The following is a 24,773-nucleotide window of genomic DNA, read 5'->3' on the forward strand; positions in this document are numbered from 1 at the left end:
GAAGATGATGTCCGACAGAACGAATGGAAAGCCGGAGACCGGCGCCTTTTTCCCGCGTGACCGGCAATGGCACGCGCCGGTGCTGACGCCGGGCTACAAAACCTCGGTTTTGCGCTCGCCGCAAAAGGCACTCCTGTCGCTCGACGGTACGATTTCGGAAATCACCGGCCCGGTCTTCGGCCATTCTGTCATCGGCAAGCTCGACAACGATTTGATCCACAATTTCGCCAGACCAGGGGAAAGCGCCATCGGCGAGCGCATCATCGTGCATGGGCGCGTGCTCGACGAGCGCGGGCGCGCAGTGCCGGGCGCTCTGCTCGAATTCTGGCAGGCCAATGCCGGTGGCCGTTATCGCCACAAGAAGGAAAGCTACCTTGCGCCGCTCGACCCGAATTTCGGCGGCTGCGGCCGCACGATCACCGACGACGAGGGCTTCTATTCCTTCCGCACAATCAAGCCTGGCCCTTATCCCTGGCCGAACGGGGTCAACGACTGGCGTCCGGCCCACATCCATTTCTCGGTCTTCGGCCACGGCTTCGCGCAGCGCCTGATCACTCAGATGTACTTCGAGGGCGACCCGATGATCTGGAAGTGTCCGATCGTCAACACGATCCCCGATCGCCAGGCGATCGAACAATTGATCGCGCCGCTTGACTGGGCGAACACGATTCCGTTCGACGCGCGTGCCTACAAGTTCGATATCGTGCTGCGGGGACGCCGCTCGACGCTGTTCGAGAACCGGCTGGAGGGCAACTGATGGTTCAGCAACTTAGCTATCTCAAGGAAACGCCGTCACAGACGGCCGGCCCCTATGTGCATATCGGCCTGACCCCGAACTTCTGCGGCATCGGCGGCGTCTATGAAACGGATCTCGGCGCACGGATGGTGAACGAGCAGACGCTTGGCGAGCGCATCACCATTACTGGCCGCGTGATCGATGGCACAGGCACGCCGCTGAAGGACGCGCTCATCGAGATCTGGCAGGCGGATGCGGCGGGTCTCTATAACTCGCCAACCGAGTTGCGCGGTTCGGCAGATCCGAATTTTTCCGGCTGGGGACGCTGCCCGACTGCCGCGGACGACGGCGTCTTCACCTTCGAGACCGTTAAGCCGGGGCGCGTGCCTTTCAAGGACGGCCGGCCGATGGCGCCGCACATCACCTTCTGGATCGTTGCGCGCGGCATCAATGTCGGGCTGCACACGCGCATGTATTTCCCCGAGGAAGCCGAGGCCAACGCCGTCGATCCGTTGCTTGCGCGAATAGAACATCGCCATCGCGTCGCGACGCTTGTCGCGACCGGAGCGGCGCCTAATTATGTTTTTGACATTCACCTGCAAGGTGAGAAGGAAACGGTGTTCCTCGACATCTGAACAGGAATGTCACGCCTGGACATGGGGCGAAGTGCGTCCCATGCAGCAGGTGGCATTTCGTTCAGCAAGCAGAAACGGGGAAACCATGACCTATTCCGCCTTCGACCATCCCTATCTGTCCGGTCTCCTGGGTGATGAGGCGGTTGCCGCCGAGTTTTCGGCCTCCGCTGATATCCATGCGATGCTCGCCTTCGAGGCGGCGCTTGCACGGGCGGAAGCCGTGCACGGCATCATCCCGGCAAGCGCCGCCGACCGGATCACCGGAGCCTGTCGTGCTTTCTCGCCCGATGTCATCGCGCTCAAACGCGCCATGGGTGTCGATGGGGTGGTTGTGCCGGAACTCGTCCGGCAATTGCGCGCCGCTGTGGGTGGCGAGGTTGCGGACTATGTGCATTACGGCGCCACCAGTCAGGATGTCATCGATACCAGCATGATGTTGCGCATGAAGGCGATCGCCGAGCTTTTCGCCGCGCGCCTCGGCAATGTCGTTTCGGTGCTCGAGGAGTGCGACAACGAATGGGGGGAGCGTTCGCTGATGGGGCGGACCCGGATGCAGGCGGCGATCCCGATCACCGTATCCGACCGGCTGCGCAGCTGGATCGAACCGCTGCTTGACCACAAGGACCGGCTGGAAGCGATGGACCGCGACCTCTTCGCCGTCCAGTTCGGAGGCGCTGCAGGAACGCTCGAAAAACTCGATGGCCGGGCAGATGACGTGCGCGCCACGCTTGCGGAAGAACTGGGACTCGCCGATTTTCCGCAATGGCACAGTCAGCGCTCGGAAGTGGCGGATTTTGCCAATGCGCTATCGCTGATGACCGGCAGCCTGGGTAAGTTCGGCCAGGATATCGCGCTAATGGCGCAGCAGGGCGACGAGATCGAACTGGCCGGCGGTGGTGGTTCCTCGGCGATGCCGCACAAGCAGAACCCCGTGGCGGCGGAGGTTCTGGTGTCCTTGGCGCGTTTCAACGCGACCCAGCTCTCAGGCATGCACCAGGCGCTGATCCACGAGCAGGAACGCTCCGGTGCCGCCTGGACGCTCGAATGGCTGATTATGCCGCAGATGGCTGGTGCAGCGGCAGCGGCGCTTCGCCTGGCGGCCGAGCTTGCGAGCAACATACGCCGGCTCGGCCGGGCCTGAGCGCCGCCGCCACCCGGCCCTCAACGGGCCGCGCGCAACATCGAGCGGTATCGCACCTGGCTGTTCTTGAGGTGCTGGCGCATGGCGCTGCGCGCCTGTTCCTCGTCGCCATCCTGAATTGCGATGAGGATGGCCTCGTGCTCGGAGATCAATCGGCTCAGTTCTGCCGACGCCAGCACGGTCTCCTCGCCACTTTCGGAAACCGCGCGGCGGGGAATAAGCGCCGGACCCAGCATCTGCAGGAACTCGCTGAAGCGCGGATTGTTGGTCGCCTGGGCAATCGCGAGATGGAAATTGAAATCGGCTTCGGCGGTTGGACGTCCCTCGGCGGCGCTCGCACAGAAGCTGTCGAAGGCTTCGACGATCTTTTCCTCCTGCGCCGGCGAGCGGCGAAGGGCGGCGAGGGCGGCGGCATCGCCTTCGACTGCGGTTCTGAGCTCCAGCATTTCGATCAACGAGGAGACCCGCGCGAGATCGACGCCGTGGAAAGGCAAGGGAGCGACCGGGGTCGGCTCCAGCACGAAGACACCGATGCCATGTCTCGCCTCGACCAATCCGCCGGAGCGGAGTGCCGCGATCGCTTCACGCACCACGGTGCGGCTGACGCCGAACTCCTGGGTCAGTTGTGCCTCTGACGGCAGGCGGTCTCCCGGCTTGTAATGGCCGCCGGCGATCTGGCTGCTGAGTGCATCCGTCACCTTCGCCACCAGTGTCTTGCCTGGTGGGGCGGCGGTCTCGGATGCGGTTGCATTGGTCATGGGGCCAATTCCGTAATTTAACGAAGCTTCTGGATACGCCATTGCCGATCGGCAGTGCAATCCATGGGGGGCAAAGCACGATCCGCTTAGTCCTTGAAAATCGGATCATCGACGAAGGCGCCGCCCTGAAACCGCACCAGGGAATCCTCCGGCTTCGGTTTCGGCGTGTTTGCGGCGATCTTCTCGCGGAAGACCTCCGCATTATCCTTCGGTCGCCACCCGAGCCAGAAGACATGGGCGTTGTCCCACCATCCGGCGTCGTTTGCGGAGGCGCCCCAGATGACCGGGCAGCCAAGGACCGGCACCCGGAACACCGCTTCGATCATCGAGGCGAAGTCGTCATGCGAAAGCCAGGTGGAGAGCATGCGGTAGTTGGTCGGTTCAGGCATGCAGGAGCCGATGCGGACAAGTGCCGTCTCCTGCCCGTACTTCTCGAAATACATGCGGGCAAGCGCTTCACCGAAACACTTCGAGACGCCGTAGAGCCCATCAGGCCGGTAGGGCGCGTTCGGACCCAGCCGCTCGTTTTGCGGATAAAAGCCGATCGTGTGGTTGGTGCTGGCGAAGAGAATGCGTGGTTTGCCGTTCGCACGGGCCGCCTCGTAGAGATTATAGAGGCCGAGGATGTTGCCGTCGAGGATTTCCGAGAACGGCCGCTCGACCGAGATGCCGCCAAGATGCAGGATCGCGTCGCAACCGGTGACGAGGTCATGGACGGCCGCGGCATCGGCGAGATCGCATTGAATGCACTCTTCGTTTTCGCTTGGCGGATCGAGCGGCGACCGGTCGGAAAGTCGGATCACGGTTGCCAGCGGCGCAAGTTTCTTGCGCATGGCGCGGCCGAGCTGCCCCGCCGCGCCGGTGATCAAAAGCCGTTCCATTTCCTCTTTCCTCCAGAAGGCCAGCCGGTGTCGCGGCATTGTCATATGCCGTCATACAATAGGGGCTAACACATAATATGTGATCGACGCAATATGGACGAGCTGCGTCAATTTTGCTTCTGCGTCGGGGTGGCGTACGCCCTGATGGCCGATAGAAAGCCGATAATAAAGCCTGATTTCAGCGCGATTGTGGGATGTTTATCTTGTATGATCACCTGTATTACGACCTATTGACATGGATGGCGTGACTCGCTTAGTAGGATGCATTGCGTTTTGAGGAGGACCCGCACGAAATGACCCCCGAGCAGATCAAGGCCGCGCTTGGATCGGGCCTGCTTTCTTTCCCGGTGACGCATTTTGATGCCGATGGCCGTTTCGCGCCGGACAGCTATCGGGCGCATGTCGAGTGGCTGGCCGGCTACAAGGCGCCGGTGCTATTTGCTGCCGGCGGCACCGGCGAATTCTTCTCGTTGAAGCCCGATGAAATTCCCGGCATCGTGCGGGCCGCTAAGGAGGTTGCAGGCGACACGGCAATCGTTTCCGGTTGCGGTTACGGTACGGAGATGGCCATCGATATCGCCCGATCGGTCGAGCGCGTTGGCGCGGACGGTATCCTGCTTCTGCCGCACTACCTGATCGACGCGCCGCAGGAAGGGCTTTACGCGCATGTGAAGAAGGTCTGCCAGTCGGTCGGTATCGGCGTCATGGTCTATAACCGCGACAATTCGGTGCTGCAGGCCGACACGCTGGCGAGGCTCTGTGACGCGTGCCCGAACCTGATCGGCTTCAAGGATGGCACCGGCGACATCGGTCTCGTGCGTCAGGTCACGGCCAAGATGGGCGACCGCCTGATGTATCTGGGCGGGATGCCGACCGCCGAGCTCTTTGCCGAGGCCTATCTCGGCGCCGGTTTCACGACCTATTCCTCGGCCGTCTTCAACTTCGTGCCGGGCCTTGCCAACGAATTTTACGCCGCCCTTCGCGGCGGCGACCGCGTCACCTGCGAGCGCATCCTCAAGGACTTCTTCTATCCGTTCATGGCAATCCGCAACCGGGGCAAGGGCTATGCGGTTTCGGCGATCAAGGCCGGTGTGCGCCTGCAGGGCTTCAATGCCGGCCCGGTCCGCGCTCCGCTGAAAGACCTCACCGATGACGAAGTCGCGATGCTCGATGCCCTGATCGGTGCGAACAAGCGCAAGAATTGAACCGCAGCGAGGGCAACCGATGAAAATCACCGCCGTCCGCACCCATCTCCTCGAGCACCGGCTGGCCGTGCCCTTCGAAAGCGCGTCCATGCGCTTTGATCGTCGCGCCCATGTGCTGGTGGAGATCGAATGCGATGATGGCACTATCGGCTGGGGCGAGTGCCTTGGGCCGGCGCGGCCGAATGCGGCCGTGGTCGCGGCCTATTCCCCCTGGCTGATCGGCCAGGATCCGCGCCAGACCGAAAAGCTCTGGGCGATCCTCTATAACGCGCTTCGCGACCAGGGGCAGCGTGGCCTCGCGATCACGGCGCTGTCCGGCATCGACATCGCGCTCTGGGACCTCAAGGGCAAGCACTACGGTGCCTCCGTCTCGATGCTGCTTGGCGGTCGCTGGCGCGAGAGCGTTCGCGCCTATGCGACCGGCAGCTTCAAGCGTGATGGCGTCGACCGTGTGTCCGACAACGCGATGGAGATGGCGGAGCGCCGGGCGCACGGGTTTCACGCCTGCAAGATCAAGATCGGCTTCGGCATCGAGGAAGACCTTTCCGTCATCCGCGCGGTGCGCGAGGCGATCGGCGACGAGATGCGGCTGATGATCGACGCCAACCACGGCTACACCGTCACCGAAGCGATCCGCCTCGGCAAGGCTGCGGCGGACTATGACATCGATTGGTTCGAGGAGCCGGTGGTGCCCGAGCAGCTCTCGGCCTATCGCGAGGTCAGGGCAGGGCAGCCTATCCCGGTCGCGGGCGGCGAGACCTGGCATGCGCGCTATGGCATGTGGCCGGCGATCGAGAGCCGCGCCATCGACATCCTGCAGCCGGACCTGTGCGGTTGCGGCGGTTTTTCCGAAATGATGAAGATCGCCAGCCTCGCGACATTGCATGGCGTTCGCATCGTGCCGCATGTCTGGGGCACGGGGGTTCACATTGCCGCGGCGCTGCAATTCATGGCGGCGATGACGCCGGATCCGGTGCGGGTGAAGCCGATTGAGCCGGTCCTGGAGTTCGACCGCACGGAGAACCCGTTCCGCCAGGCCGTGTTGACGGCGCCGATCGAGGCCGTCAACGGCGTCGTCGCCATACCGGACGCCCCGGGGCTCGGCATCGAGATCAATCGCGATGCGCTCACCGAATTCAAGATGCCCGAGATTGCGAGATGATCGAGCGAATCCTGACCGGCCGCCCGCCTGAACCGCGTCTGCCGAAGGGCGCGATCGATTCGCAGATGCACATGTATCTGCCAGCCTTCCCGTCGCTTCCCGGCGGTCCGCCTTTGCCTGTTGAACCGTTGCCGGATGCTGCGGCCTATCGCCAGGTCATGGCCTGGCTCGGCATCGACAGGGTGATCATCACCCAGGGCAACGCCCATCAGCGGGACAATGGCAACACGCTTGCCTGTGTTGCGGCAATGGGTGCCGCCGCGCGCGCCGTCGTCGTCATCGACGAGGACACTTCGGATGCGCAGATGCGAAAGTTGAGCGAAAGCGGCGCTGTCGGCGCACGCATCATGGACTTGCCGGGTGGCGCGGTGGGGCTCGGCGCGCTGGAAGCAGTGGACGCGCGGGCATACGCGGCAGATTGGATGATCGCCGTGCAGTGCGACGGCAACAGGCTGCTCGACCATCTGCCGCGGCTGGAGCGCATCAGGTCGCGCTGGGTGTTGGATCACCACGGCAAGTTCTTTGCCGGCGTCGATCCTGATGGACCGGAGATCGCGGCGCTGCTGAAGTTGATCGACCGCGGCAATGTCTGGTTCAAATTCGCTGGCGTCTACGAAAGTTCGCGGGAGGGATGGCCATACGAAGACGTGGCCGCCTTTTCGCGCCGGATCGCCAAACATGCTCCGGAACGCATCGTCTGGGGCTCGAACTGGCCGCATAACATGATCCGCAGGACGGAAGACTATCCCGATGACGCGCGGCTCGCGGAACTGGTGCTCGGCTGGCTTGCCGACGACCGGGCGCGGCATCTGGCCCTCGTCGAGAACCCGGAACACCTGTTCAAGCTGCCGGCCTTCGCCGTGGCGTGACGTCAGTCCGCAATGGGAGCTAGGAGGCTCCCTGCCGGGCCTAACGACAAGAGGATTTCGCATGCCGGCCCGGACGGGCAGCAACCCGGCCTTGGGAGAGGCCGAAGCACGATCAGAGGAGGAGAAAACATGAAGAAAATTGCAGGCATGCTTTGCGTCGCCATGGGGCTGGCGTTTGCCGGCACAGCGGCGCAGGCGCAGGAAATCACCCTGCGTTCGGCGGATATCCACCCGGACGGCTACCCGACGGTCGAGGCCGTCAAATACATGGGGCAACTGCTTTCCGAGCGCAGCAACGGGCGGATCAAGGTCGAGGTCATGAACAATGGCGTGCTCGGCGGCGAGAAGGACACGATCGAGCAGACGCGCTTCGGTGTCATCGACATGAACCGCGTCAACGCGGCGCCCTTCAACAACCTCGTCAAGGAGACGATGGTGCTTGGCATGCCGTTCCTGTTCCGCTCGACCGAGCACATGCACCAGACGGTCGACGGCCCGATCGGCGACGAGGTGCTGGCGGCCTTCGAACCGCACGGCCTGATCGGTCTCGCCTTTTATGATTCCGGCGCGCGTTCCTTCTACACCACCAAAAAGCCGATCGAGAAACTGGCGGACCTCAAGGGCCTGAAAATCCGGGTGCAGCAGTCCGATCTCTGGATCGCCATGATGCAGGCCTTCGGTGCCAACCCGACGCCGATGCCGATGGGCGAGGTCTATTCGTCGCTCGAGACCGGTGTCGTCGATGGCGCCGAGAACAATTGGCCGTCCTACGAATCCGCCCGTCATTTCGAGGTCGCCAAGAACTATTCGCTCACCGAACATTCCCTCAATCCAGAAATCCTGGTCATTTCCAAGATCACCTGGGACAAGCTTTCCTCCGAGGATCAGGTCCTGGTTCGTCAGGCGGCCAAGGATTCCGTTGGCAAGATGCGTGAACTCTGGAGCGCGCGCGAGAAGGTCTCGGAAGAGAAGGTTCGTGCCGCCGGCGCAAACGTCATCAAGGTCAACAAGGAGGAGTTCGCAGCCGCGATGGCGCCGGTCTACGACCAGTTCGTCAGCGACCCGAAACTCAAGGACCTTCTCGAGCGGGTGAAGGCGGTCAAGTGACGGCAGATGAAAGGCCGGGTCCGGGAAAGGAACCGGCCTTCGCAACTGTCCATAGGATCGCTTTTTGCGGAGGAGGAAGAAAGATGCGTCGTTTCATGCGGGCGATACGCCCGCTTCTCGGGGCGCTAAGCCGCGCGTCGCTCTATATCGCCGGCACCGGCATGGTCGCCATGACACTGATCGTCGGCTGGCAGGTGTTTGCCCGCTATGTTCTGAACGACTCGCCAAGCTGGTCTGAGCCCTTGTCTCTCCACCTGATGGCCTGGTTCATCATGCTTGGCGCGGCGGTCGGCGTGCGCGAGAGCGTCCATCTCGGCCTCGATGTCATCCGCCACGTGATGAAGCCTTCGCTCCAGCTTGCCATGGATCTGACGAGCCTTGGCCTGACCGTCATCTTCGGGGCATCCATGGCCTATTACGGATTGCTTCTTTGCATCGGCACATGGAGCGCCACCATTCCGGTCCTTGGATGGCCGGGAGGGGTCGACTTTTTTCCGCTCATCGTCGGCGGCGTGATGATTGCCCTCTTCGCTGCCGAGCGTTTCATCGATCTGGTTCTGGGTGTCGACGTCGCCGCCGATATCGTCGTGCAGGAGATGGCCTGAATGGCTTACACTATTCTCTTCGGGGTGTTCACCCTGCTGATGTTCATCGGCACGCCGATCGCGTTTTGCCTCGGCATTGCTTCCTTCGCCACCGTGCTCTATCTCGGCCTGCCGCCGGTGGTGGTGTTCCAGCAGTTGAATTCCGGCATGAACGTCTTTGCCATGATGGCGATCCCGTTTTTCATCTTTGCCGGCGACCTGATGGTGCGCGGCGGCATCGCCAACAGGCTGATCCAGTTCGCCGCCGGTCTCGTCGGGCATCTGCGTGGCGGCCTCGGCCAGGTCAACATCGTGGCCTCGACGCTCTTCGGCGGCATCTCCGGCTCGGCGGTCGCGGATGCTTCGGCCGTCGGCGGCCTGATGATCCCGCAAATGGCAAGGCGCGGCTATGACCGTGACTACGCCGTCAACGTGACCGTCAACGCAGCCATCATCGCGCTGATGGTCCCGCCGTCGCACAACATGATCCTTTATTCGATCGCCGCCGGCGGCAATGTCTCGGTCGCCGATCTCTTCACCGCCGGCATCATTCCCGGCCTGCTGCTCGCGCTTTCGCTGATGGTGACCGCCTATGTCGTCGCAAGGCGTAGAGGCTATCCGGCCGAGCCGTTCCCGGGCTTTTCCAGGCTCTTCTACTACCTGCTCGCCTCATTTCCGGGCATCGTACTGATCGGCATCATTTTCGGCGGCGTGCGCTCCGGCGTGTTCACCGCCACCGAAAGCTCCTGCATCGCCGTGCTCTATGCCTTCCTCGTCGCGATGCTGGTCTATCGCGAACTGGATTGGACAGGCTTCGTCGAAGCGGTCATGGGGGCGGTGCGCACCACCGCCTTGGTTCTCCTCGTCATCGGTATGGCGGCATCCTTCGGCTGGCTGATGGCCTTCCTGCAGGTGCAGGCGCTGATGATCGGCGCGATCGGTGCGATTTCGGAGAACCCGATCATCGTGCTGCTCGTCATCAACATTATCCTCTTGCTCCTCGGCACCTTCATGGACATGGCGCCGATGGTGATCATCTGCACGCCGGTGCTGCTTCCGGTCGTCAAGGCCTTCGGCATCGACCCGGTGCATTTCGGGGTGGTGATGATCCTGAACGCCGGCATCGGGCTCAACACGCCGCCGGTGGGCACGGTGCTCTTCGTCGGCTGCGCCGTCGGCGGAATTACCATTCGCGAGGCGATGCGCACGATCTGGCCGTTCTTCGGCGCCAGCATCGCGGTGCTGATGGCCGTCACCTACATCCCGGCGCTGTCGCTCTGGTTGCCGTCGGTCTTCAAGTGAACTGACCGTTCGCGATGTTTCCGGGCTCGGCATTTATGCCGGGCTCGGTCCAGTTTCGGGGTGAGGGCTATTCGTTCCTGTTGGCGGCGATGCACTGGCGTTCCAGGCGCTTGAGGAAAACGCCGATCTCCTTCGCCGCCTGCAGATCGCCCTTCCGCTCGGCGACGGCGCGACCTTCGCGCCAAACCTGGAGCGCCTCTTCGAACCGGCCGAGCTTGTGTAGAATGGCGCCATGCAGTTTCCACGCAGCGGAATAGTCCGGGTCGAAGGCGATCGCGCGCTCGACATGCAGAAGTGCGGTATCGAGGTCCGCTTCCTGAAGGCAAATGCTTCCGAGCGTGAAGCGCAGCATGGCGTCGTCCTTGCCGGCTTCTAAGAGCTTTTCGAGTGCTTGCCGCATTGCTGGCATTCCTCCTACGCGATCGCCGGTTCAGGCCGCAGGCTTGCTTGGGTGCAAGGTCGCGTGCCCGTTGCTCGGCTGCGCCGGCAACGCTCTCGTCCTGTCGAGAGACTGATATCGCCGGCGGCTCCAGATCAAGGGGCCGGCATGGGTGGAAGTCTCGGTTGCGACAATTGTTCCGACGAACAGCATGTGGTCGCCGACCTCGAGCGCTGCGCTCAGCACGCAGTCGAGTGCTGCGGCGGCTCCGAGAAGCCTCGGCCGACCGCTCGGCCAATCGGCCCAGATGCCGACGAGGTAACGCTTGGACGCTTCGATCTTGCCAGCGAAGGCGTCCGCGATCAATTCTTGCCCCTCGGCCAGCATGGCGAGCGAGAAACCTTGCTCGGCGACAATCCGCACGGCAAGTGGACTGTCAGCCTTGATCGAAACGACGATCGATGGCGGGTTTGCGGACAGTGAAAAAGTGGCGGTCACGGTCCGGCCAAGACTCTCGGCGCCTTTGCCGGCGCTTGCCACGCAGACGGTCGCAGCGAGATGCGACAGGGTGTCGGCGAACTCCGGTTTCGACACCGCCAGATCAGTGTGGGCGTCGATGTCGACGGAAAGCGGAGGCTGCTGGCGCATGGGTCTTGTTCCAACTGAGGATAGCCCGTGGCGGCGGGGAGACGCCACGGGGTTTACGGAAGCCCAGGTTCAGGCGGGGGGCGAGAGGGCTGCCGCAAATTCTCTGACTTGTTGCCTACGGCGCCGCGCGTCGACGCGCAAAGGTCGCTGTGGCACTTTGAATGGCTGCATATCCTTGTCCTTTAACCGGCTACGATCAAAGGAGACATGCAAAAAAGCTGCTTCCAGCTCCGGGCGAATCGCGGCCGGTCAGGCGGACTTCAATTCCGCTTCGGCAAATTCGTAGTTGGCAAGTTTGTCGAGGAAGTTCGACGCATAGTCCGGCCGGCGGTTGCGGTAGTCGATGTAATAGGCGTGTTCCCAGACATCGAGGCCAAGCAGGGCCTTGCCTTCGTCGGTCGCGACCGGATTGGAGCCGTTGGCGGTCTTCGTCACCTTGAGCTTACCGTCCGGGCCGAGCACGAGCCAGGCCCAGCCGGAGCCAAACTGGCCGGTGGCGGCCGCCTTGAAGGCGTCCTTGAAGCCTTGAACGCTGCCGAAGTCTTCGATGAGCTTCTTTTCGAGTGCCCCGGGGATCTGACCGCCCTCGGGCGAAAGGTTCTTCCAGAACAGGATGTGGTTCCAATGCTGGCCGGCATTGTTGAAGACCGGCGCCAGTTCCGCCTTGCCGTGGCTGTGGCGTATGATCTCTTCGAGCGACAGGCCGGCGAGCGATGCATCCTTCTCGACGAAACCGTTCAGCGCCGTGACATAGGCCTGGTGATGCTTTCCGTGGTGGAACTCGATCGTCTCGGCGCTCATGCCGTTTTCAGCGAGCGCACCGGGGGCATAGGGAAGGGCGGGAAGTTCGAAAGCCATGATCAAATCCTTTGCGGGCGGGACACTCTCGATGGATCACTTGTCTGCGGTTGGTTGAGAGTGTATTTAGCAAGAGAGTTCTTTGTAAATCTGCGCGCAGGAATATGTCAAGCGATCCCTTTTTAAATCCAGAGATGAGCAGCGGCCGCACGCCGGGCGAGCGCATCATGCTGGCGCTCAAGCTGCATGGCCCGCAAACGGCGGCGGCACTCGGAAAGCGTCTGACGATTACCGGCGAGGCCGTGCGCCAGCAGCTAGTCCGTCTTGCCGAGGATGGTTTGGTTCTGTCGTGGTCGGAAGCGAAAGGCGTCGGCCGCCCTTCGCAGTTCTGGGGGCTGACCGCCGCCGGCCATGCCGAGTTTCCCGACACCCATGCGGAGCTTACCGTCCAGCTCTTGAGGACGATCCGCCAGACGCTCGGCGAGGCGGCGATCGAGCGGCTGATCGCGGCGCGGGAGGACGAGACCCGACAGAACTATGGCGCAGCGATGGCGGACAAGAAGAGCCTGCGCGAGCGGGTGGAAGAATTGGTGCGGCTGCGATCGCAGGAAGGCTATATGGCGGCTTGCGAGGATCCTGGCGACGGCACGCTGCTCTTCGTCGAGAACCACTGTCCGATCTGCGCTGCTGCAACGAGCTGCCAGGGCTTCTGCCGGGCGGAATTGAGCGTGTTCCGTGCGGTGCTCGGCCCCGGTGTCGAGGTCGAGCGCGCCGAGCACATCCTCGCCGGCGCGCGGCGCTGCGCCTACGTCGTCAAAATGGCGGATCGAGCCGCCTGATCGGTAAGAGCTGGCGCCGCGCCGGCTGAAATCAGGCGCCGCGCCGGAAGCTGATCCTATCAGCGCGCGCCCATGCGCAGCGCGCCGTCGAGGCGGATGACTTCGCCGTTCAGCATGCGGTTCTCGCAGATATGCTGCACGAGCGCGGCAAACTCGTCCGGTTTGCCGAGGCGCTGCGGGAAGGGCACGCTCTTGCCAAGTGAATCCTGTACCTCCTGCGGCATGCCGGCCATCATCGGCGTTTCAAAGATGCCCGGAGCGATGGCGACGACGCGAATGCCGTGGCGCGCAAGTTCGCGCGCGATCGGCAACGTCATCGAGACGACGCCTCCCTTGGAGGCAGCATAGGCCGCCTGACCGATCTGGCCGTCGAAGGCGGCGACCGACGCGGTGTTGACGATCACGCCCCGCTCGCCGTCGTCGCCCGGCTCTTCTCGCTCGATCGCCTCGGAGGCAAGCCGCAGCATGTTGAAGGTGCCGATCAGGTTGATCGTGACCGCGCGCGAAAAGCTCTCCAGCCGATGCGGTCCGTCGCGGCCGAGCACCTTTTCGCCGGGCGCAATGCCGGCACAGTTTACCAGCCCATGGAGATGACCAAAGCGGTCCAAGGCCGCCGCAACGGCGGCGGCGGCATCCGTCTCGTTGGTGACATCCGTCTTCTGGAAGAGGGCGTTGCTGCCGAGCTCTTCAGCCATTTGCTGGCCTGCCTCGGCGTTCACGTCGGCAAGAACCACACGGGCGCCTTCGCCATGCAGCCGCCGCGCGACGGCTGCGCCAAGGCCCGAACCGCCGCCGGTCACGATAAAGACTTTTCCATCGATCAGCATCTGAGGCTCCTCCCGTACCGGATCGTGTCGATAGACTTGGACATAGCCTTGCGGCGGCATGAAGCCAAGGGCGGTTGGTGCGGCGATGTGCCCGTTCCCGGTTTATGTTCCCCGCCTTCCGCAAGCCGTGCCTAGAAGTCCGCCACCAGATGCGGTTCGTGTTCGGGTCCGAAGCGGGGCTGGACGCCGAGGAAGGAACCGGCTCGACTGATGATCTCCCGCACGACGGGCGCCGCCGTGTGCGCCGCCTGACGGCCACCTCTCTCGCCGGTCAGCGGCGCATCGACGATCGAGAGGACGATATAGCGCGGATTATTCATGGGGAAGCCGGCGAGAAAGGCGTTGAAATTGAGGTTTGTGGTGTATCGACCGTTGATGACCTTGTCGGCGGTACCAGTCTTTCCTCCGACTTGGAAGCCGGGCACCTGCGCGTGGCGACCGGAGCCTACCAGGCCGTTCCGGTGGTAAAGGTAGCGCATGTCGGCGCTCGTCGTGGGCTGCAGGACTTGCTGGGCCAGTGCCTTCGCCGTCTCGGGGGATCTCGGAAGAAATGTCGGGGAGATCAGGTTGCCGCCGTTCAGGAGGGCCGCCGCGGCAACGGCTGTTTGCAGCGGCGTGGTCGCAACGCCGTGTCCGAAGGAAATGGTCACCGAATTGATCTTCTTCCAGCTCCGCGGCTGCGTGGGCGTTGCCACGCCCGGCAGTTCGGTCTCCATCCTGGAAAGAAGTCCAAGCTTGGTGAGAAAGGCCTGATGTCCTTCGATGCCGACCATGTCGGCAACGGCGGCAGTTCCGATGTTAGAGGAGTATTGAAAAACCTCGGGGATGGTCAAAGGGCGGTACTTCCCGCGAAAATCCCTGATGGTGAAACCGCCCATGCGGATCGGGCGCGATGCATCGACCACGGAGTTGAGGCTGATCTTGCCGGCGTCGATCCCCATCGCCAGGGTGAAGCTCTTGAACGTCGAGCCCATTTCGAATGTCGCATTGCTCATCCGGTTGAACCAGCCCTTCTCGTATTCCTTGTCGACATTGCCGTCCGGCAGCGTCCGCGAAGGCTGGTTCGGATCGTAGTCGGGCACCGAAGCCATCGCGATGACTTCTCCGGTCGCCACATCCAGGACCACGGCGCCGGCGGCTTCCGCCTGATAGTCGCTCATGGCGCGCGCTACCGTTTCTCGCACGATGCTCTGAACACGAAGGTCGATCGAGAGCTTGACCGGCTCGAGCGGGGTGCTGCCGGTCAATCCTGCCGCCCTGAGATCGGCAAGTCCTTGCTGATCGATGTAGCGCTCCATGCCCTGCAGGCCCTGATTGTCGACATTGACGTGGCCGAGAATATGAGACGCCGTCGGGCCGCCGGGATAAAACCGCCGCTTTTCCGGTCGGAAGCCGATGCCGGGAATGCCAAGCGCCAGTATGTCCGCCTGCTGGCGCGGCGTGAGCTGCCGTCGCAACCATTGGAAGGCCGTGCCGGACCGAAGCTTCCGGTGCGTATCGCGCCAATCGAGATTAGGAATGACGGTCGCGAGTTTCTCGACGACCTCGTCTGCGTCGATGATCTTTCGCGGCTCGGCATAGAGCGACACCATGGTGACATCTGTCGCGAGTAGTTCGCCGTGCCGGTCGACGATGTCAGGGCGGGAGGCTACGGCATGATTGGCGTAGTTGATCCAAGCCGTATCGAGCGGTTTTTCCAGTCCGTACTGGATCAGGCGACCGAGCGTGACCAGAAAGATCGCGGCAAAGCCGGCGATGATAATGCCAAGCCGTTGCCTTGCCTGAGCTCTCCGGCCGAGGGTGCTGCCGACGACCGCTCCGCTTTTGCCGCTGACGTTCCGTTTCAGGGAAAAATGCGCGCGGCTTTTCAGCCGGACGGCGAGAGAGGTCAATGTCATTCCGAACGCATCCAGATCTAAGCCGCCCGAAACCATAGGACCAGTCAGCCGGCCGGCAGACGGAAGAAGGTTCTCGGGCGGGAATTAAAAGAGGATAGGCTTTGCCTGCAGAGCTAAAATCGTTCGGTATGTCCTAACAACCCCTTAACTGTTGCGCGTTCTGGTTGCTGTTCCACAGGCAATCGACGAAGCCGTGCGGAAATCGGGTCAACAATCAGCAAGACGGCCACGGCTCATCAGCGCGGACCGCGTGATGCGGGATCTAGCGTCGCGCGATCGGTGTTGTCTCGATGATCTTGATGCCGACGGCGTTGCTGGATTCGTCATAGACGATCTCGCCTCGGCCGATGACCATGCCGTTGACCTTGAGTTCGACCGGTTCGCCAAAATTGCGGTCGAGATGGATCGTGTCGTCAGGATGGAGTTTTGAAATCTGGGAAACCGTCAGCCTGGCGCGCCCGATGACGGCTTCGATCGCCAGGGGAATCCCTTGGACCGCACGCTCGCTCATCACCGACCGGCTCTCAAGCGCAGGGCTCTCATCGAGCTCGACCAGCTCATCCTGTAGCTTCTTGTTAATCATTCTGCACCATCCAAAGCACTGATTCACGACTCTTTAAGAAAGAGTTGCGCCAGTTCGCCCTGGGTGGCAACCGTGGCTAAATGGGGGTTCTCCTTGCGTCGCAGGCGAGCGTTAACAAACGGTTAACATCCACAACGCCTGGCCGGACGATGCCCTCAAAGCGTCACTGCGTTCCAGTTTCCGTCCCGTTTTTGGAAACCGATCATGCGCCGGCCATTCGGCAACTTGTCGCCGAGTCGCACGACGTAGACGTAGCCTTCGTAAACCATCAGCCCCTGATCACCGTTGCTGTAGAGGATCTCGAAGCTTGGCGGTTCGTTCGGGGAAGCGCCTGCATCTGCCGGCATCCCCGACGGATCGATCGCGGCGATTTCCGCGGGAACGCTTTGCGGGCCAACGAAATAGTATAGCGACGACGCAAGGGCGGCGGCGCAGAGGAGAGCGCCGACCAGTGACGGCGTCAGGCGCAGCTTGAAACGTGTTGGCGTTGGCTGAGGTGTGGCAACACTCAAGTTCGTTTTCCCGATTCGTTCAAAATCTTCCATCGGAACCGTTCACACACAGCATCTGCGGACAGCCATTGCAGACACCGCTGCTAGGTCGATGGCCGGATCTGCTTCGTGGAACCGTTCCCTGCTTCAATCCGAGAAGATGACGTCCTCCCAGAATCAACAGCATGCCCATTCACCGATATCAGGGACATATGGTTCCGGTCGTTTCCACATCTTTTGGGTGTCGCGAAAACCGGCCCCACTTCGCCTGCAAGTAGGGCCGGTATGGTGTATTGCCAGGCGGACAAACGGACGGATTTAGGCTGCTTCGGGCTTGGTGGCGCGAAGGAGCCGCAGCCATGGGGCTAGGTGAAAGATGCTCATCAAGAGATACATGATGGTCATCCCGCCGATCTGCAGCCCCGGCTCGCCGACGCATAACATCTGCCCGACGTCGTGGCCCCATGCGCCGGTCGAAAGCGCCATGAGCGCGAAGGTCGGCGACGCCGCAAGGGCAAGCCCATCGGCCGCCCTCCGCGCTGCCATCCGGTGGAGTTCTCGCGCGCCGGCAGAGAGGCTGGCACTCATCGCACCGAGCTCGCGTCCTGGGTTCGCATCGCTGCCTCGCCGGCGTCCGAGACCTCGACCCAGCGCCGATCGGGCGCGGCGCCTTCGACGTAGCTGTCGTTCCAGTTCCACCACTTGTAGGTCGGTGTCTGGGGATAGCCTTCGGGAGAGTCCTCCCAGACCTCCTGTCGGCCGAGCGGCGTGATGTCGAGATAGTTCCAGGTGCCGCCCATCTGTTCGTCGCCGCGGTTGTTGATGAAATAGGTCCGGAACAGTCGGTCGCCGTCGCGGAAGAACACGTTGTGTCCGTGCCACTCGTCGACGCCGAAATCGAGGTCGAAATTGTCGGTGATGGTGTACCAGGGCATCGTCCAGCCCATGCGCGCCTTCAGCCTGGCGATATCCGCCTGCGGCGCCCGAGAAACGAAGACCAGGGTAGTGTCACGGGCGTTGAGATGGGAAAGGTGGGCAACCTGATCCGCGACCATCGAACAACCGCGACAGGCGTGCTCGGGCCAGCCATAGACACCCGGCTCATAAAAGGCGCGGTAGACGATCAACTGGTGCCGACCGGCGAAGAGATCGAGGAGGCTCGCCTTGCCTTCCGGGCCTTCGAAGACATATTCCTTCGTGACCGCCATCCACGGCATGCGCCGGCGCTCGGCGGCGAGCGCGTCGCGAGCGCGTGTATGGGCCTTCTCCTTTACGAGCAGGTTCTGGCGTGCCGCTTCCCAGGCCTGCGGAGAGACTACCTCCGGCTTTTGCATGGCCGGCTGGTCGGCCCCCTGCCCATTCTCGACTGTCTTGATCATGGCTTTCAATCTCCTCGTTTGAGACGAACCTGCTTCGTGCGGCAAGAGTGCCGGGATGCAGGTCATCGCGCGTCATCGAGGGTATTTTGGCACCGCGGATCAAATGTCGGGAGTAACAACTGTGACGGTATTAAATCGGGCGACGCGATGGAGGCGTGTGCGCCGGCGACCTTTCCGTCCTAGAGCCTGGCCTGCCGAATCTCGCTGGCGAAGAAATCGGTGAAAGCCTTTACCTTCGGCAGCAGCAATCGATTGGTTGGATAGACGACATAGATGCCGCGCTCAGCGAGCCTATGCTGCGGCAGGATCCGTACGAGCTTGCCGTGGGAAAGCAGCGGGTTGGCGATGAAGGATGGCAAGGCGCCGAGACCGATGCCGGCCTGGATCATCTCGCTCAGCATCAGGCTGTTGTCGACGACGAAGCGGGCCGGCAGTTCGATGCTCGTCGCGCCGTCGGGGCCTTCCACGATCCAGCTTCCCGGCTGGTCGGCGAGTCGGTAGCTGAGGCAATCGTGGTTCTTGAGATCGCTGGTGCTTGTTGGCGTGCCCCTCGCCGACAGATAGGCGGGCGCGGCGCAGATGATCTGTTCGACCTCGCCGAGCCGCTTGGCGATCAGGGATGAATCTGCAAGCGCGGCGCGCACGCGGATCGAGACATCGAACCCCTCCGAAACGACGTCAAGCACATGATCGTCGAGCGTCATGTCGACCTTCAACTGCGGATGCAGCGCCATGAAGCGGGCCAGCATCGGCGCGAGGACCGTCAGTCCGAAGGAAAGAGGCGCGTTGATCCGTAGCCGGCCATTGATCTCGCCGGCCTCGCCCGACGTCGCACGCTCCAGATGGTCGAGTTCGTCGAGAAGCCTGCAGCATTCGGTGAAGTAGCTGCGCCCGGTCTCCGAGAGGCTCATGCGCCGGGTGGTGCGCAGAATGAGCACGGTGCCGAGGCGTTTCTCCAGTTGCCGGACCTGCTTGCTGATCGACGCGTTCGACTGTCCGAGCTCTTCGGCCGCTCTGTTGAAGCTTTGGAGCTCGACGACGCGCCGAAACGCGCGCATGGACGCCAACAGATCCATAATTTCTCCAGAGTAAAATATCTATTCTCCTTATCGCGAATTATTCGCGACGCGGCCAGCAATAAGGTGAACTCAGCTTCCTGATGTTCAGGCAATGCAGAAGAAGGAGTTCATCATGTTCAAAATCGCAACGCTCAGCCGCACGGTGGCAGTCTTTCTCGTCTCCGGATTGCTGGGGAGTGCGGCCTTCGCGCAGGACGTCGGCAAAAGCCCCTGGGGGGCGAAGGACGAGATCGGACGTCTCAATCTGATCACGCCCGCCTCTCGTGCTGCGATCCTGTCGCGCATCGAAGGCGCCAAGTCCTACGACCTTGCCGTGGAGTATTTCATCGGCATGCCGAGCTGGGAGGCGGCCGGCGATCCGCCATACCAGATGTGGATGACCCACACGCCGCACGGCACGACGGTTTCGGACCCGATGAAGGTCGGCAAGGAGATGAACCAGCACGTCAGCTACTCCGGTTCGGCCGTTTCGATGTACGCGCATATGGGCACGCATATCGATGCGCTGAATCACTTCGGCCTGAACGGCAAGATCTGGAACGGTTATGCGGCGGCCGACCACCTCGGAGACCAGGGCTGGACCGTCACCGGCGCGGAGAAATTGCCGCCGATCATCGCACGTGGTGTCTTGATCGATGTCGCGGCAGCCAAGGGCATGCGGATGCTGCCGGAGAATTATCGCATCACCCGCAGGGATCTGCAGGAGGCGCTTGATAGCCAGGGCGTCAAGCTCCAGGAAGGCGACGTGGCGCTGATCCGCACGGGGCGGATGCAGGACTACGAAGACAAGTCCGCCTATATGAGCAATCCCCCCGGGCTGAGCATCGACGCGGCGAAGTTCCTGGTCGAAGACGGTGGCGCCATGGTCGTCGGTGCCGACAATTTGAGCTTCGAAGCGTTTCCAGCCGAAACCGAAGACAACTACATTCCGGTTCACACCTATCTGTTGGCCCAACAGGGCGCTCCGATCATCGAGCTCATCAATCTCGAAGAACTGTCGAAGGACCGGATCTACGAGTTTGCTTTTGTCGGCGCGTCGCTCAAGTTTCGCGGGGCCGATGCAGCACCGATCCGCCCTGTCGCTTTCCCGCTGCGCTAAGCCTGTTCCTCAGCGGCCTTGGCTGAAATCAGAGCAGCCGAACGATCAAACGACGAATACGCCGCGATATTTCTGCGGCGCATTCGCTTGTCATCCTGATCGCGATGGGGCCTGCCCCGAAGGACGGCAGCGACTTGGAATGCGGTGGCCCGAACCGACATCGGTTGCGCGAAGGGCAATTCGAGGGCGCTCTACGACTAGTCGATGGCGGCCGGCGTCTCCGCTTCGGCACGGCCCCGCAGTGGCTTCTCCGGCATGAGATGGAACATCACCAGCGAGATCACCATCGCCGCGGCGCAGGCGGCGAAAATATAGGCGAACGGCATTGCCGAGGTGGCCGTGGCGCTGATCGCTTGGATGGCCTCACCGCCGAGCGGCAGGCCATTGCCGAGGGCGATGGCGCCAAGTATCGCGACGCCAAGAGCGCCGCCAAGCGATCGCAGGAAGGTCAGGACTCCGGTGGCGACACCGAGATGCGCCTGATCGACGGCGTTCTGCACGGAAATGGTCGCAACCGGAAAGGTCATGCCCGAGCCAAAGCCCGCGCCCGAGGTCAGCAGGACTAGCAGCGACAAGGATGTTCGCCCGGCCAGAGCCGCGAGCGTAGCCAGGCAGAGAAAGCTGAGGGTGCTGCCGACGAGTGCCATCATTTTGTAGTGGGCAAGGCGCGGTATCGTCCGCGCGCTGGTCGTTGCTCCGAACACGGTGCCCAGCAACAGGCCGAGCATGATCAGTCCCGAGCCATCGGCGGAGAGGCCATGGAACGACTGCGCATAGACCGGGAGATAGACTGAGACGCCGACATTGGCGCCCTGCGCCAGAAACATCGCCAGAGTTCCGTAGCGCACGATCGGATTGCCGAGCACTTCCAGCGAGATCAGCGGCTCGGTCACGCGCCGAAGGCGCAAGGCGAACGCGCCCCAAAGGAGTGCCGAACACCCAAGCAAGCCGACTATGGCCGGCGACAACCATGCGTAACGGCTGCCGCCCCAATTCAGCGCCAGCAACAAAAGCGCCGTTGCCGCGACGAGCAATGTGGCGCCAGCCCCATCGATCCGGTGCGCTCGGGTTGTGATCGGCAGCTTCGTCAATGGATTGTTGATGATCGCCAAGGCCGCAAGGCCGAGCGGAATGTTGATCCAGAAAATCAGCGACCAGTGGAGATACTCGGCGAAAGTGCCGCCCAGCAGCGGCCCGGCGATGCTTGCGACCGCCCATGTTCCGGATATCCAGGCGGCGTAGCGGGCGCGCTCGCGTGGCGGAACGAGGTCGCCAATCACCGTTTGCGAGAGGGCGAAGAGACCGCCGCCGCCCAGGCCCTGGACCGCGCGGCCGATGATCAGCGTCAGCATGTTCGGCGCCAGCGCGCTGATCAGCGACCCCGCAAGGAAGATGATCACGGCGGCGAAGATCGTCGGGCGTCGCCCGTGGATATCGGAGATCTTGCCGTAAAGGGGAGCCATGGCCGTCGCGGTCAACAAATATGCCGTCACGACCCATGGCAGATAGTCGCTGTGTCCAAGTGCTTTGCCGATTGTCGGCATCGCCGGCGCCACGATCGTCTGGTCGAGCGCGGCGAGAAGCATCGCAAGAAGCACGCCCCCGATGATGACGTTCTTCTCCGGCTCAGAGAGGGCGGAAACCGTCGCGGCCGTTTCATTCGGGTGACGTATCTCATTCATGCAGGCGATCCGATGCAATCATTTCCACTTTGCCGGGAGGCATTCAGAGAGGTTGGACACACGATAGTCAACCGTGCGAGCGATCGTATCTGCGCAAGAACCAGCGATGCTCTCATGCCGCGTGCGATCAACTGGCCAAGATTATCGACCGCGGCACGTTCAAATGGCGGGCAATACTACCCGTACGTGGTCCGCGAGCGCTTTTACCACGGATGATGGGCGGGGTTCGGCAAATTCGAGCGCGATGCCGATCGCAGGGAGCTTCGGCAGCCCGGTTGAAATGATGTGCAGATCGGAGGGGACGGCGGTTCTCGTCAGGACGCTGATCGCATGGCCGGAACGGGCAAACGCGATGAGGCCGGCAAGGCGGTTGCTCGCAAAGGCGACGCGGTACCGGCGATTGATCGCCTCCATGGCGTCGCAGGCTGCCCGATAGTCGAGCGTCGTCGGGGCAGACAATGCCAGGGGAAGAGCCGCGCGGTTCAGGATGTCCGGTTCCGCAGCCTTGCCGACCCATACGAAGTCTTCCGTTCGAATGACTTCGCTGTTTGAACTGTCGGCGATGGAGACGAGCGCCAGGTCGATTTGGCGCCGCAGCAACATTGGACGCAGTTCCGTGGTTGGGGCGCAGATCATGCGCAATTCGACGTCCGGGTGCCGCTCGAGAAAGCTCTCGATGATCCCTGGAAGAAAAGCGATCGAGTAATCTTCCGGACAGCCCAGGGTGACGGAGCCTTTGAGGCCCTTGCCTTCCATCTCCCCCAGGATCTCATCATGTTTGGCGAGAAGACGTTCGGCATGCGCCAGCAACTTTTCACCGGCCACGGTCAGCCGCACGCCCGATCCGGTGCGATGGAAGAGGGCCTGTTCGAGAAAATCCTCGAGCCGCTGCATCTGCATGCTGAGCGTCGATTGGGTCCGCCCGACCTGCTGGGAGGCAAGGCTGATCGACCCCGTCCGCGCGATGACGGTGAAGTTTCGAAGCAAGGCAAGGTCGAGATTCCTCATGATATCAAAATATCCGATATCAGAACGGAACACTATCAATTTGCCTGAAGCGGCAACGCCCGTTAGCCATTTAGAACCGCCAATGAGGAGCAATCTGATGTCCCTGAATTCCGACCCTGCGTTCTGGACCTCCGCCAACAAACACCTCACGCGCTACGGGTCTGGCTTCGAGGCGATCATCGTGGAGCGAGCGGAAGGAAGCTTCGTCTATGATGCGGACGGTCGTGCCGTCCTGGACTTCACCTCCGGTCAGATGAGCGGTGTCCTCGGTCACACACACCCTGACATCGTTGCGACCGTCGACCGGCAAATGCGGACGGTCGCCCATCTCTTCAGCGGCATGCTGTCGAGGCCCGTCGTCGAACTCGCCACGCGCCTTGCCGCGCTTGCACCGGGGCTCGACCGGGTTCAGCTTCTGACGACGGGCGCCGAATCGAACGAGGCGGCCATTCGCATGGCGAAGCTGGTGACCGGCGGGCACGAGGTCGTTGCCTTCGCGCAGAGCTGGCACGGGATGACGGGAGCCGCCGCCTCGGCCACCTACAGCGCCGGCCGAAAGGGTTATGGTCCGGCCGCCGCAGGCTCGTTCGTGATACCGGCGCCCAACGCCTATCGGCCGCGGTTCACCCACCCGGATGGCAGCAATGATTGGAAGACGGAACTCGACGACGCCTTCTCGCTGATCGACCGGCAGTCGACGGGCAGCCTCGCGGCGTTCATCGCCGAACCGATCCTTTCGAGTGGGGGGATCCTTGAGCTTCCGCCGGGCTACCTCGCCGCGCTCAAGCGCAAATGCGAGGAACGGGGCATGCTTCTCATCCTCGACGAAGCCCAGACGGGGGTCGGCCGGACCGGGCACATGTTTGCCTTCCAGCGCGATGGGGTGAGGCCGGATATTCTCACGCTGTCGAAGACTTTGGGCGCTGGGCTGCCGCTTGCCGCCGTCATGACGACGGCGGAAATCGAGCAAAAGGCCCATGAAAGGGGCTTCCTCTTCTATACCACCCATGTCTCGGATCCCCTGCCGGCGGCGGTCGGCGTGACCGTGCTCGACGTGGTCGAACGTGATGGCTTGGTCGAACAGGCGATCGAGCGCGGCGCGCGGCTGCGCGACGGTCTCCTGTCGCTGCAACAGAGGTTCGAATGTGTCGGCGATATCAGGGGACGCGGCCTTCTTCTCGGGCTCGAAGTCGTCGCCGATCGGCAGACCAAGGCTCCGGGCTTCGAGCTGGGTGCCAAGGTCATGGAGGAGGCGATGCGGCGCGGTCTCAGCATGAACATCGTCAAGCTTCCGGGAATGGGAGGCGTCTTTCGCATTGCCCCGCCGCTGACGGTTGCAGACCGCGAGATCGATCTCGGACTGGAGATCCTGTCTGCTTCGATCGACGCTGCGATGCGTGCCGGCTGAAGACGCCTACGCGTTCGCCTCGCATGGCGAGCGTCGATCCGCGTCGACAGGTTGGCAGACGGATCAAGCCGATATGTCGAAGATCTTTTGCCATCAACTTGAGGGCCGCTTGCCGCGTTTCCCGGAGGCATGCTGCGCGATGGCGCGACGTGACGCTTGGACTCGCGCGATCGAGAGCTGCCCGCCGTCATTCTGTTGTCGTTGACGCGGCGCGCATCGCCGTTAAATACGCTTCGATGGTTGGGTCCAATTCTTCCGGATGCATAACTTCCCGA

General features: G+C 62.4%; 26 protein-coding genes. 12 read left to right on the plus strand and 14 right to left on the minus strand.

The features are described 5' to 3' along the window. Positions 1-7: 7 nt before the first annotated feature. The 3 genes from pcaH (at position 8) to ACQ5BM_RS28540 (ending at position 2,512) form a co-directional block, all read left to right on the plus strand. Positions 8-757, plus strand: coding sequence for a protocatechuate 3,4-dioxygenase subunit beta (gene pcaH, locus ACQ5BM_RS28530; RefSeq protein WP_429818555.1), 750 nt, complete (start codon positions 8-10; stop codon positions 755-757). Beyond that, positions 757-1,371, plus strand: coding sequence for a protocatechuate 3,4-dioxygenase subunit alpha (gene pcaG / locus ACQ5BM_RS28535; RefSeq protein ID WP_429818558.1), 615 nt, complete (start codon positions 757-759; stop codon positions 1,369-1,371). The genes pcaH and pcaG overlap by 1 nt, the downstream gene beginning before the upstream one ends. Before the next feature lie 85 nt (positions 1,372-1,456). Then, on the plus strand, positions 1,457-2,512 hold the full coding sequence (locus ACQ5BM_RS28540) for a 3-carboxy-cis,cis-muconate cycloisomerase (protein WP_429818560.1): 1,056 nt from the start codon (positions 1,457-1,459) through the stop codon (positions 2,510-2,512). A 20-nt stretch (positions 2,513-2,532) separates the two neighbouring features. Here ACQ5BM_RS28540 and ACQ5BM_RS28545 read toward each other — a convergent pair whose 3' ends face one another. Beyond that, complete coding sequence (locus tag ACQ5BM_RS28545; RefSeq protein ID WP_334196939.1) at positions 2,533-3,270, minus strand: FadR/GntR family transcriptional regulator; 738 nt, start codon at positions 3,268-3,270, stop codon at positions 2,533-2,535. Positions 3,271-3,356: 86 nt separating this feature from the next. Next, entirely contained in the window at positions 3,357-4,151 is a 795-nt protein-coding gene (locus tag ACQ5BM_RS28550; protein WP_429818562.1) for an NAD-dependent epimerase/dehydratase family protein, read from the minus strand. A gap of 293 nt (positions 4,152-4,444) precedes the next feature. On the opposite strand from ACQ5BM_RS28550, the gene kdgD reads away from it, so the two are divergent. From kdgD to ACQ5BM_RS28580, 6 genes are all read left to right on the plus strand, one after another. Further along, positions 4,445-5,356 carry a 5-dehydro-4-deoxyglucarate dehydratase gene (gene kdgD / locus ACQ5BM_RS28555; protein WP_429818564.1) on the plus strand — a complete coding sequence of 304 codons (912 nt, stop codon included), beginning with the start codon at positions 4,445-4,447 and terminating at the stop codon, positions 5,354-5,356. Positions 5,357-5,375: 19 nt separating this feature from the next. Further along, entirely contained in the window at positions 5,376-6,518 is a 1,143-nt protein-coding gene (locus ACQ5BM_RS28560) for a mandelate racemase/muconate lactonizing enzyme family protein (RefSeq protein WP_429818566.1), read from the plus strand. Then, positions 6,515-7,387 (plus strand): amidohydrolase family protein, encoded by an 873-nt coding sequence (locus ACQ5BM_RS28565; protein ID WP_429818568.1) that lies wholly within the window; start codon positions 6,515-6,517, stop codon positions 7,385-7,387. Before ACQ5BM_RS28560 ends, ACQ5BM_RS28565 begins: the two co-directional genes overlap by 4 nt. A 129-nt stretch (positions 7,388-7,516) precedes the next feature. Further along, positions 7,517-8,494 carry a TRAP transporter substrate-binding protein gene (locus tag ACQ5BM_RS28570; protein ID WP_429818570.1) on the plus strand — a complete coding sequence of 326 codons (978 nt, stop codon included), beginning with the start codon at positions 7,517-7,519 and terminating at the stop codon, positions 8,492-8,494. Between the two features lie 83 nt (positions 8,495-8,577). Then, entirely contained in the window at positions 8,578-9,099 is a 522-nt protein-coding gene (locus ACQ5BM_RS28575) for a TRAP transporter small permease (protein ID WP_429818572.1), read from the plus strand. Further along, positions 9,100-10,380 (plus strand): TRAP transporter large permease, encoded by a 1,281-nt coding sequence (locus ACQ5BM_RS28580; RefSeq protein ID WP_429818574.1) that lies wholly within the window; start codon positions 9,100-9,102, stop codon positions 10,378-10,380. A 67-nt stretch (positions 10,381-10,447) separates the two neighbouring features. On the opposite strand, the gene ACQ5BM_RS28585 is transcribed toward ACQ5BM_RS28580, so the two are convergent. The 3 genes from ACQ5BM_RS28585 to ACQ5BM_RS28595 all read right to left on the minus strand — a co-directional run bounded on the left by ACQ5BM_RS28585 (position 10,448) and on the right by ACQ5BM_RS28595 (position 12,265). Further along, entirely contained in the window at positions 10,448-10,780 is a 333-nt protein-coding gene (locus ACQ5BM_RS28585) for a hypothetical protein (protein ID WP_429818576.1), read from the minus strand. Between the two features lie 30 nt (positions 10,781-10,810). After that, entirely contained in the window at positions 10,811-11,407 is a 597-nt protein-coding gene (locus ACQ5BM_RS28590) for a flavin reductase family protein (protein ID WP_429818578.1), read from the minus strand. Between the two features lie 249 nt (positions 11,408-11,656). Beyond that, complete coding sequence (locus ACQ5BM_RS28595; RefSeq protein WP_429818580.1) at positions 11,657-12,265, minus strand: superoxide dismutase; 609 nt, start codon at positions 12,263-12,265, stop codon at positions 11,657-11,659. 134 nt (positions 12,266-12,399) lie between these two features. Here ACQ5BM_RS28595 and ACQ5BM_RS28600 point away from each other — a divergent pair, with 134 nt between their 5' ends. Then, positions 12,400-13,044: a helix-turn-helix transcriptional regulator gene (locus ACQ5BM_RS28600; RefSeq protein WP_429818582.1), complete on the plus strand. Its 645-nt coding sequence runs from the start codon at positions 12,400-12,402 to the stop codon at positions 13,042-13,044. A gap of 59 nt (positions 13,045-13,103) precedes the next feature. Here the strand turns inward: ACQ5BM_RS28600 and ACQ5BM_RS28605 are convergent, their stop codons facing one another. The 7 genes from ACQ5BM_RS28605 to ACQ5BM_RS28635 form a co-directional block, all read right to left on the minus strand. Continuing rightward, positions 13,104-13,871 carry a 3-hydroxyacyl-CoA dehydrogenase gene (locus ACQ5BM_RS28605; RefSeq protein ID WP_429818584.1) on the minus strand — a complete coding sequence of 256 codons (768 nt, stop codon included), beginning with the start codon at positions 13,869-13,871 and terminating at the stop codon, positions 13,104-13,106. A 131-nt stretch (positions 13,872-14,002) separates the two neighbouring features. Further along, positions 14,003-15,769 carry a peptidoglycan D,D-transpeptidase FtsI family protein gene (locus ACQ5BM_RS28610; protein WP_429818586.1) on the minus strand — a complete coding sequence of 589 codons (1,767 nt, stop codon included), beginning with the start codon at positions 15,767-15,769 and terminating at the stop codon, positions 14,003-14,005. A 262-nt stretch (positions 15,770-16,031) separates the two neighbouring features. Continuing rightward, positions 16,032-16,352, minus strand: a complete 321-nt coding sequence (locus ACQ5BM_RS28615; protein WP_429818588.1) for a FliM/FliN family flagellar motor switch protein — start codon at positions 16,350-16,352, stop codon at positions 16,032-16,034. Between the two features lie 155 nt (positions 16,353-16,507). Further along, positions 16,508-16,864, minus strand: a complete 357-nt coding sequence (locus ACQ5BM_RS28620) for a hypothetical protein (protein WP_429818590.1) — start codon at positions 16,862-16,864, stop codon at positions 16,508-16,510. A 297-nt stretch (positions 16,865-17,161) separates the two neighbouring features. After that, complete coding sequence (locus ACQ5BM_RS28625; protein ID WP_429818592.1) at positions 17,162-17,431, minus strand: hypothetical protein; 270 nt, start codon at positions 17,429-17,431, stop codon at positions 17,162-17,164. Continuing rightward, positions 17,428-18,222 carry a DUF899 domain-containing protein gene (locus ACQ5BM_RS28630; RefSeq protein ID WP_429818594.1) on the minus strand — a complete coding sequence of 265 codons (795 nt, stop codon included), beginning with the start codon at positions 18,220-18,222 and terminating at the stop codon, positions 17,428-17,430. The genes ACQ5BM_RS28625 and ACQ5BM_RS28630 overlap by 4 nt, the downstream gene beginning before the upstream one ends. A 179-nt stretch (positions 18,223-18,401) precedes the next feature. Next, entirely contained in the window at positions 18,402-19,298 is an 897-nt protein-coding gene (locus ACQ5BM_RS28635; RefSeq protein ID WP_429818596.1) for a LysR family transcriptional regulator, read from the minus strand. 115 nt (positions 19,299-19,413) lie between these two features. Here ACQ5BM_RS28635 and ACQ5BM_RS28640 point away from each other — a divergent pair, with 115 nt between their 5' ends. Next, positions 19,414-20,400 carry a cyclase family protein gene (locus tag ACQ5BM_RS28640; protein ID WP_429818598.1) on the plus strand — a complete coding sequence of 329 codons (987 nt, stop codon included), beginning with the start codon at positions 19,414-19,416 and terminating at the stop codon, positions 20,398-20,400. A 197-nt stretch (positions 20,401-20,597) separates the two neighbouring features. Here ACQ5BM_RS28640 and ACQ5BM_RS28645 read toward each other — a convergent pair whose 3' ends face one another. Continuing rightward, positions 20,598-22,082: an MFS transporter gene (locus tag ACQ5BM_RS28645; RefSeq protein ID WP_429818600.1), complete on the minus strand. Its 1,485-nt coding sequence runs from the start codon at positions 22,080-22,082 to the stop codon at positions 20,598-20,600. 159 nt (positions 22,083-22,241) lie between these two features. Then, positions 22,242-23,090 carry a LysR family transcriptional regulator gene (locus tag ACQ5BM_RS28650; RefSeq protein WP_429818687.1) on the minus strand — a complete coding sequence of 283 codons (849 nt, stop codon included), beginning with the start codon at positions 23,088-23,090 and terminating at the stop codon, positions 22,242-22,244. Positions 23,091-23,187: 97 nt separating this feature from the next. Between ACQ5BM_RS28650 and ACQ5BM_RS28655 the strand changes: the two genes are divergently transcribed. Next, entirely contained in the window at positions 23,188-24,498 is a 1,311-nt protein-coding gene (locus ACQ5BM_RS28655) for an aspartate aminotransferase family protein (protein WP_429818602.1), read from the plus strand. The last annotated feature ends 275 nt before the right edge of the window (positions 24,499-24,773 follow it).

It is taken from the genome of Ensifer sp. B1-9 (assembly GCF_050474445.1).
GTDB lineage: Bacteria > Pseudomonadota > Alphaproteobacteria > Rhizobiales > Rhizobiaceae > Ensifer.

Coding starts and splice junctions, on each gene's coding strand:
- pcaH (WP_429818555.1), top strand. CDS start 8: ATGTCCGACAGAACGAATGGAAAGCCGGAGACCGGCGCCTTTTTCCCG.
- pcaG (WP_429818558.1), top strand. CDS start 757: ATGGTTCAGCAACTTAGCTATCTCAAGGAAACGCCGTCACAGACGGCC.
- ACQ5BM_RS28540 (WP_429818560.1), top strand. CDS start 1,457: ATGACCTATTCCGCCTTCGACCATCCCTATCTGTCCGGTCTCCTGGGT.
- ACQ5BM_RS28545 (WP_334196939.1), bottom strand. CDS start 3,270: ATGACCAATGCAACCGCATCCGAGACCGCCGCCCCACCAGGCAAGACA.
- ACQ5BM_RS28550 (WP_429818562.1), bottom strand. CDS start 4,151: ATGGAACGGCTTTTGATCACCGGCGCGGCGGGGCAGCTCGGCCGCGCC.
- kdgD (WP_429818564.1), top strand. CDS start 4,445: ATGACCCCCGAGCAGATCAAGGCCGCGCTTGGATCGGGCCTGCTTTCT.
- ACQ5BM_RS28560 (WP_429818566.1), top strand. CDS start 5,376: ATGAAAATCACCGCCGTCCGCACCCATCTCCTCGAGCACCGGCTGGCC.
- ACQ5BM_RS28565 (WP_429818568.1), top strand. CDS start 6,515: ATGATCGAGCGAATCCTGACCGGCCGCCCGCCTGAACCGCGTCTGCCG.
- ACQ5BM_RS28570 (WP_429818570.1), top strand. CDS start 7,517: ATGAAGAAAATTGCAGGCATGCTTTGCGTCGCCATGGGGCTGGCGTTT.
- ACQ5BM_RS28575 (WP_429818572.1), top strand. CDS start 8,578: ATGCGTCGTTTCATGCGGGCGATACGCCCGCTTCTCGGGGCGCTAAGC.
- ACQ5BM_RS28580 (WP_429818574.1), top strand. CDS start 9,100: ATGGCTTACACTATTCTCTTCGGGGTGTTCACCCTGCTGATGTTCATC.
- ACQ5BM_RS28585 (WP_429818576.1), bottom strand. CDS start 10,780: ATGCGGCAAGCACTCGAAAAGCTCTTAGAAGCCGGCAAGGACGACGCC.
- ACQ5BM_RS28590 (WP_429818578.1), bottom strand. CDS start 11,407: ATGCGCCAGCAGCCTCCGCTTTCCGTCGACATCGACGCCCACACTGAT.
- ACQ5BM_RS28595 (WP_429818580.1), bottom strand. CDS start 12,265: ATGGCTTTCGAACTTCCCGCCCTTCCCTATGCCCCCGGTGCGCTCGCT.
- ACQ5BM_RS28600 (WP_429818582.1), top strand. CDS start 12,400: ATGAGCAGCGGCCGCACGCCGGGCGAGCGCATCATGCTGGCGCTCAAG.
- ACQ5BM_RS28605 (WP_429818584.1), bottom strand. CDS start 13,871: ATGCTGATCGATGGAAAAGTCTTTATCGTGACCGGCGGCGGTTCGGGC.
- ACQ5BM_RS28610 (WP_429818586.1), bottom strand. CDS start 15,769: ATGACATTGACCTCTCTCGCCGTCCGGCTGAAAAGCCGCGCGCATTTT.
- ACQ5BM_RS28615 (WP_429818588.1), bottom strand. CDS start 16,352: ATGATTAACAAGAAGCTACAGGATGAGCTGGTCGAGCTCGATGAGAGC.
- ACQ5BM_RS28625 (WP_429818592.1), bottom strand. CDS start 17,431: ATGAGTGCCAGCCTCTCTGCCGGCGCGCGAGAACTCCACCGGATGGCA.
- ACQ5BM_RS28630 (WP_429818594.1), bottom strand. CDS start 18,222: ATGATCAAGACAGTCGAGAATGGGCAGGGGGCCGACCAGCCGGCCATG.
- ACQ5BM_RS28635 (WP_429818596.1), bottom strand. CDS start 19,298: ATGGATCTGTTGGCGTCCATGCGCGCGTTTCGGCGCGTCGTCGAGCTC.
- ACQ5BM_RS28640 (WP_429818598.1), top strand. CDS start 19,414: ATGTTCAAAATCGCAACGCTCAGCCGCACGGTGGCAGTCTTTCTCGTC.
- ACQ5BM_RS28645 (WP_429818600.1), bottom strand. CDS start 22,082: ATGAATGAGATACGTCACCCGAATGAAACGGCCGCGACGGTTTCCGCC.
- ACQ5BM_RS28650 (WP_429818687.1), bottom strand. CDS start 23,090: ATGAGGAATCTCGACCTTGCCTTGCTTCGAAACTTCACCGTCATCGCG.
- ACQ5BM_RS28655 (WP_429818602.1), top strand. CDS start 23,188: ATGTCCCTGAATTCCGACCCTGCGTTCTGGACCTCCGCCAACAAACAC.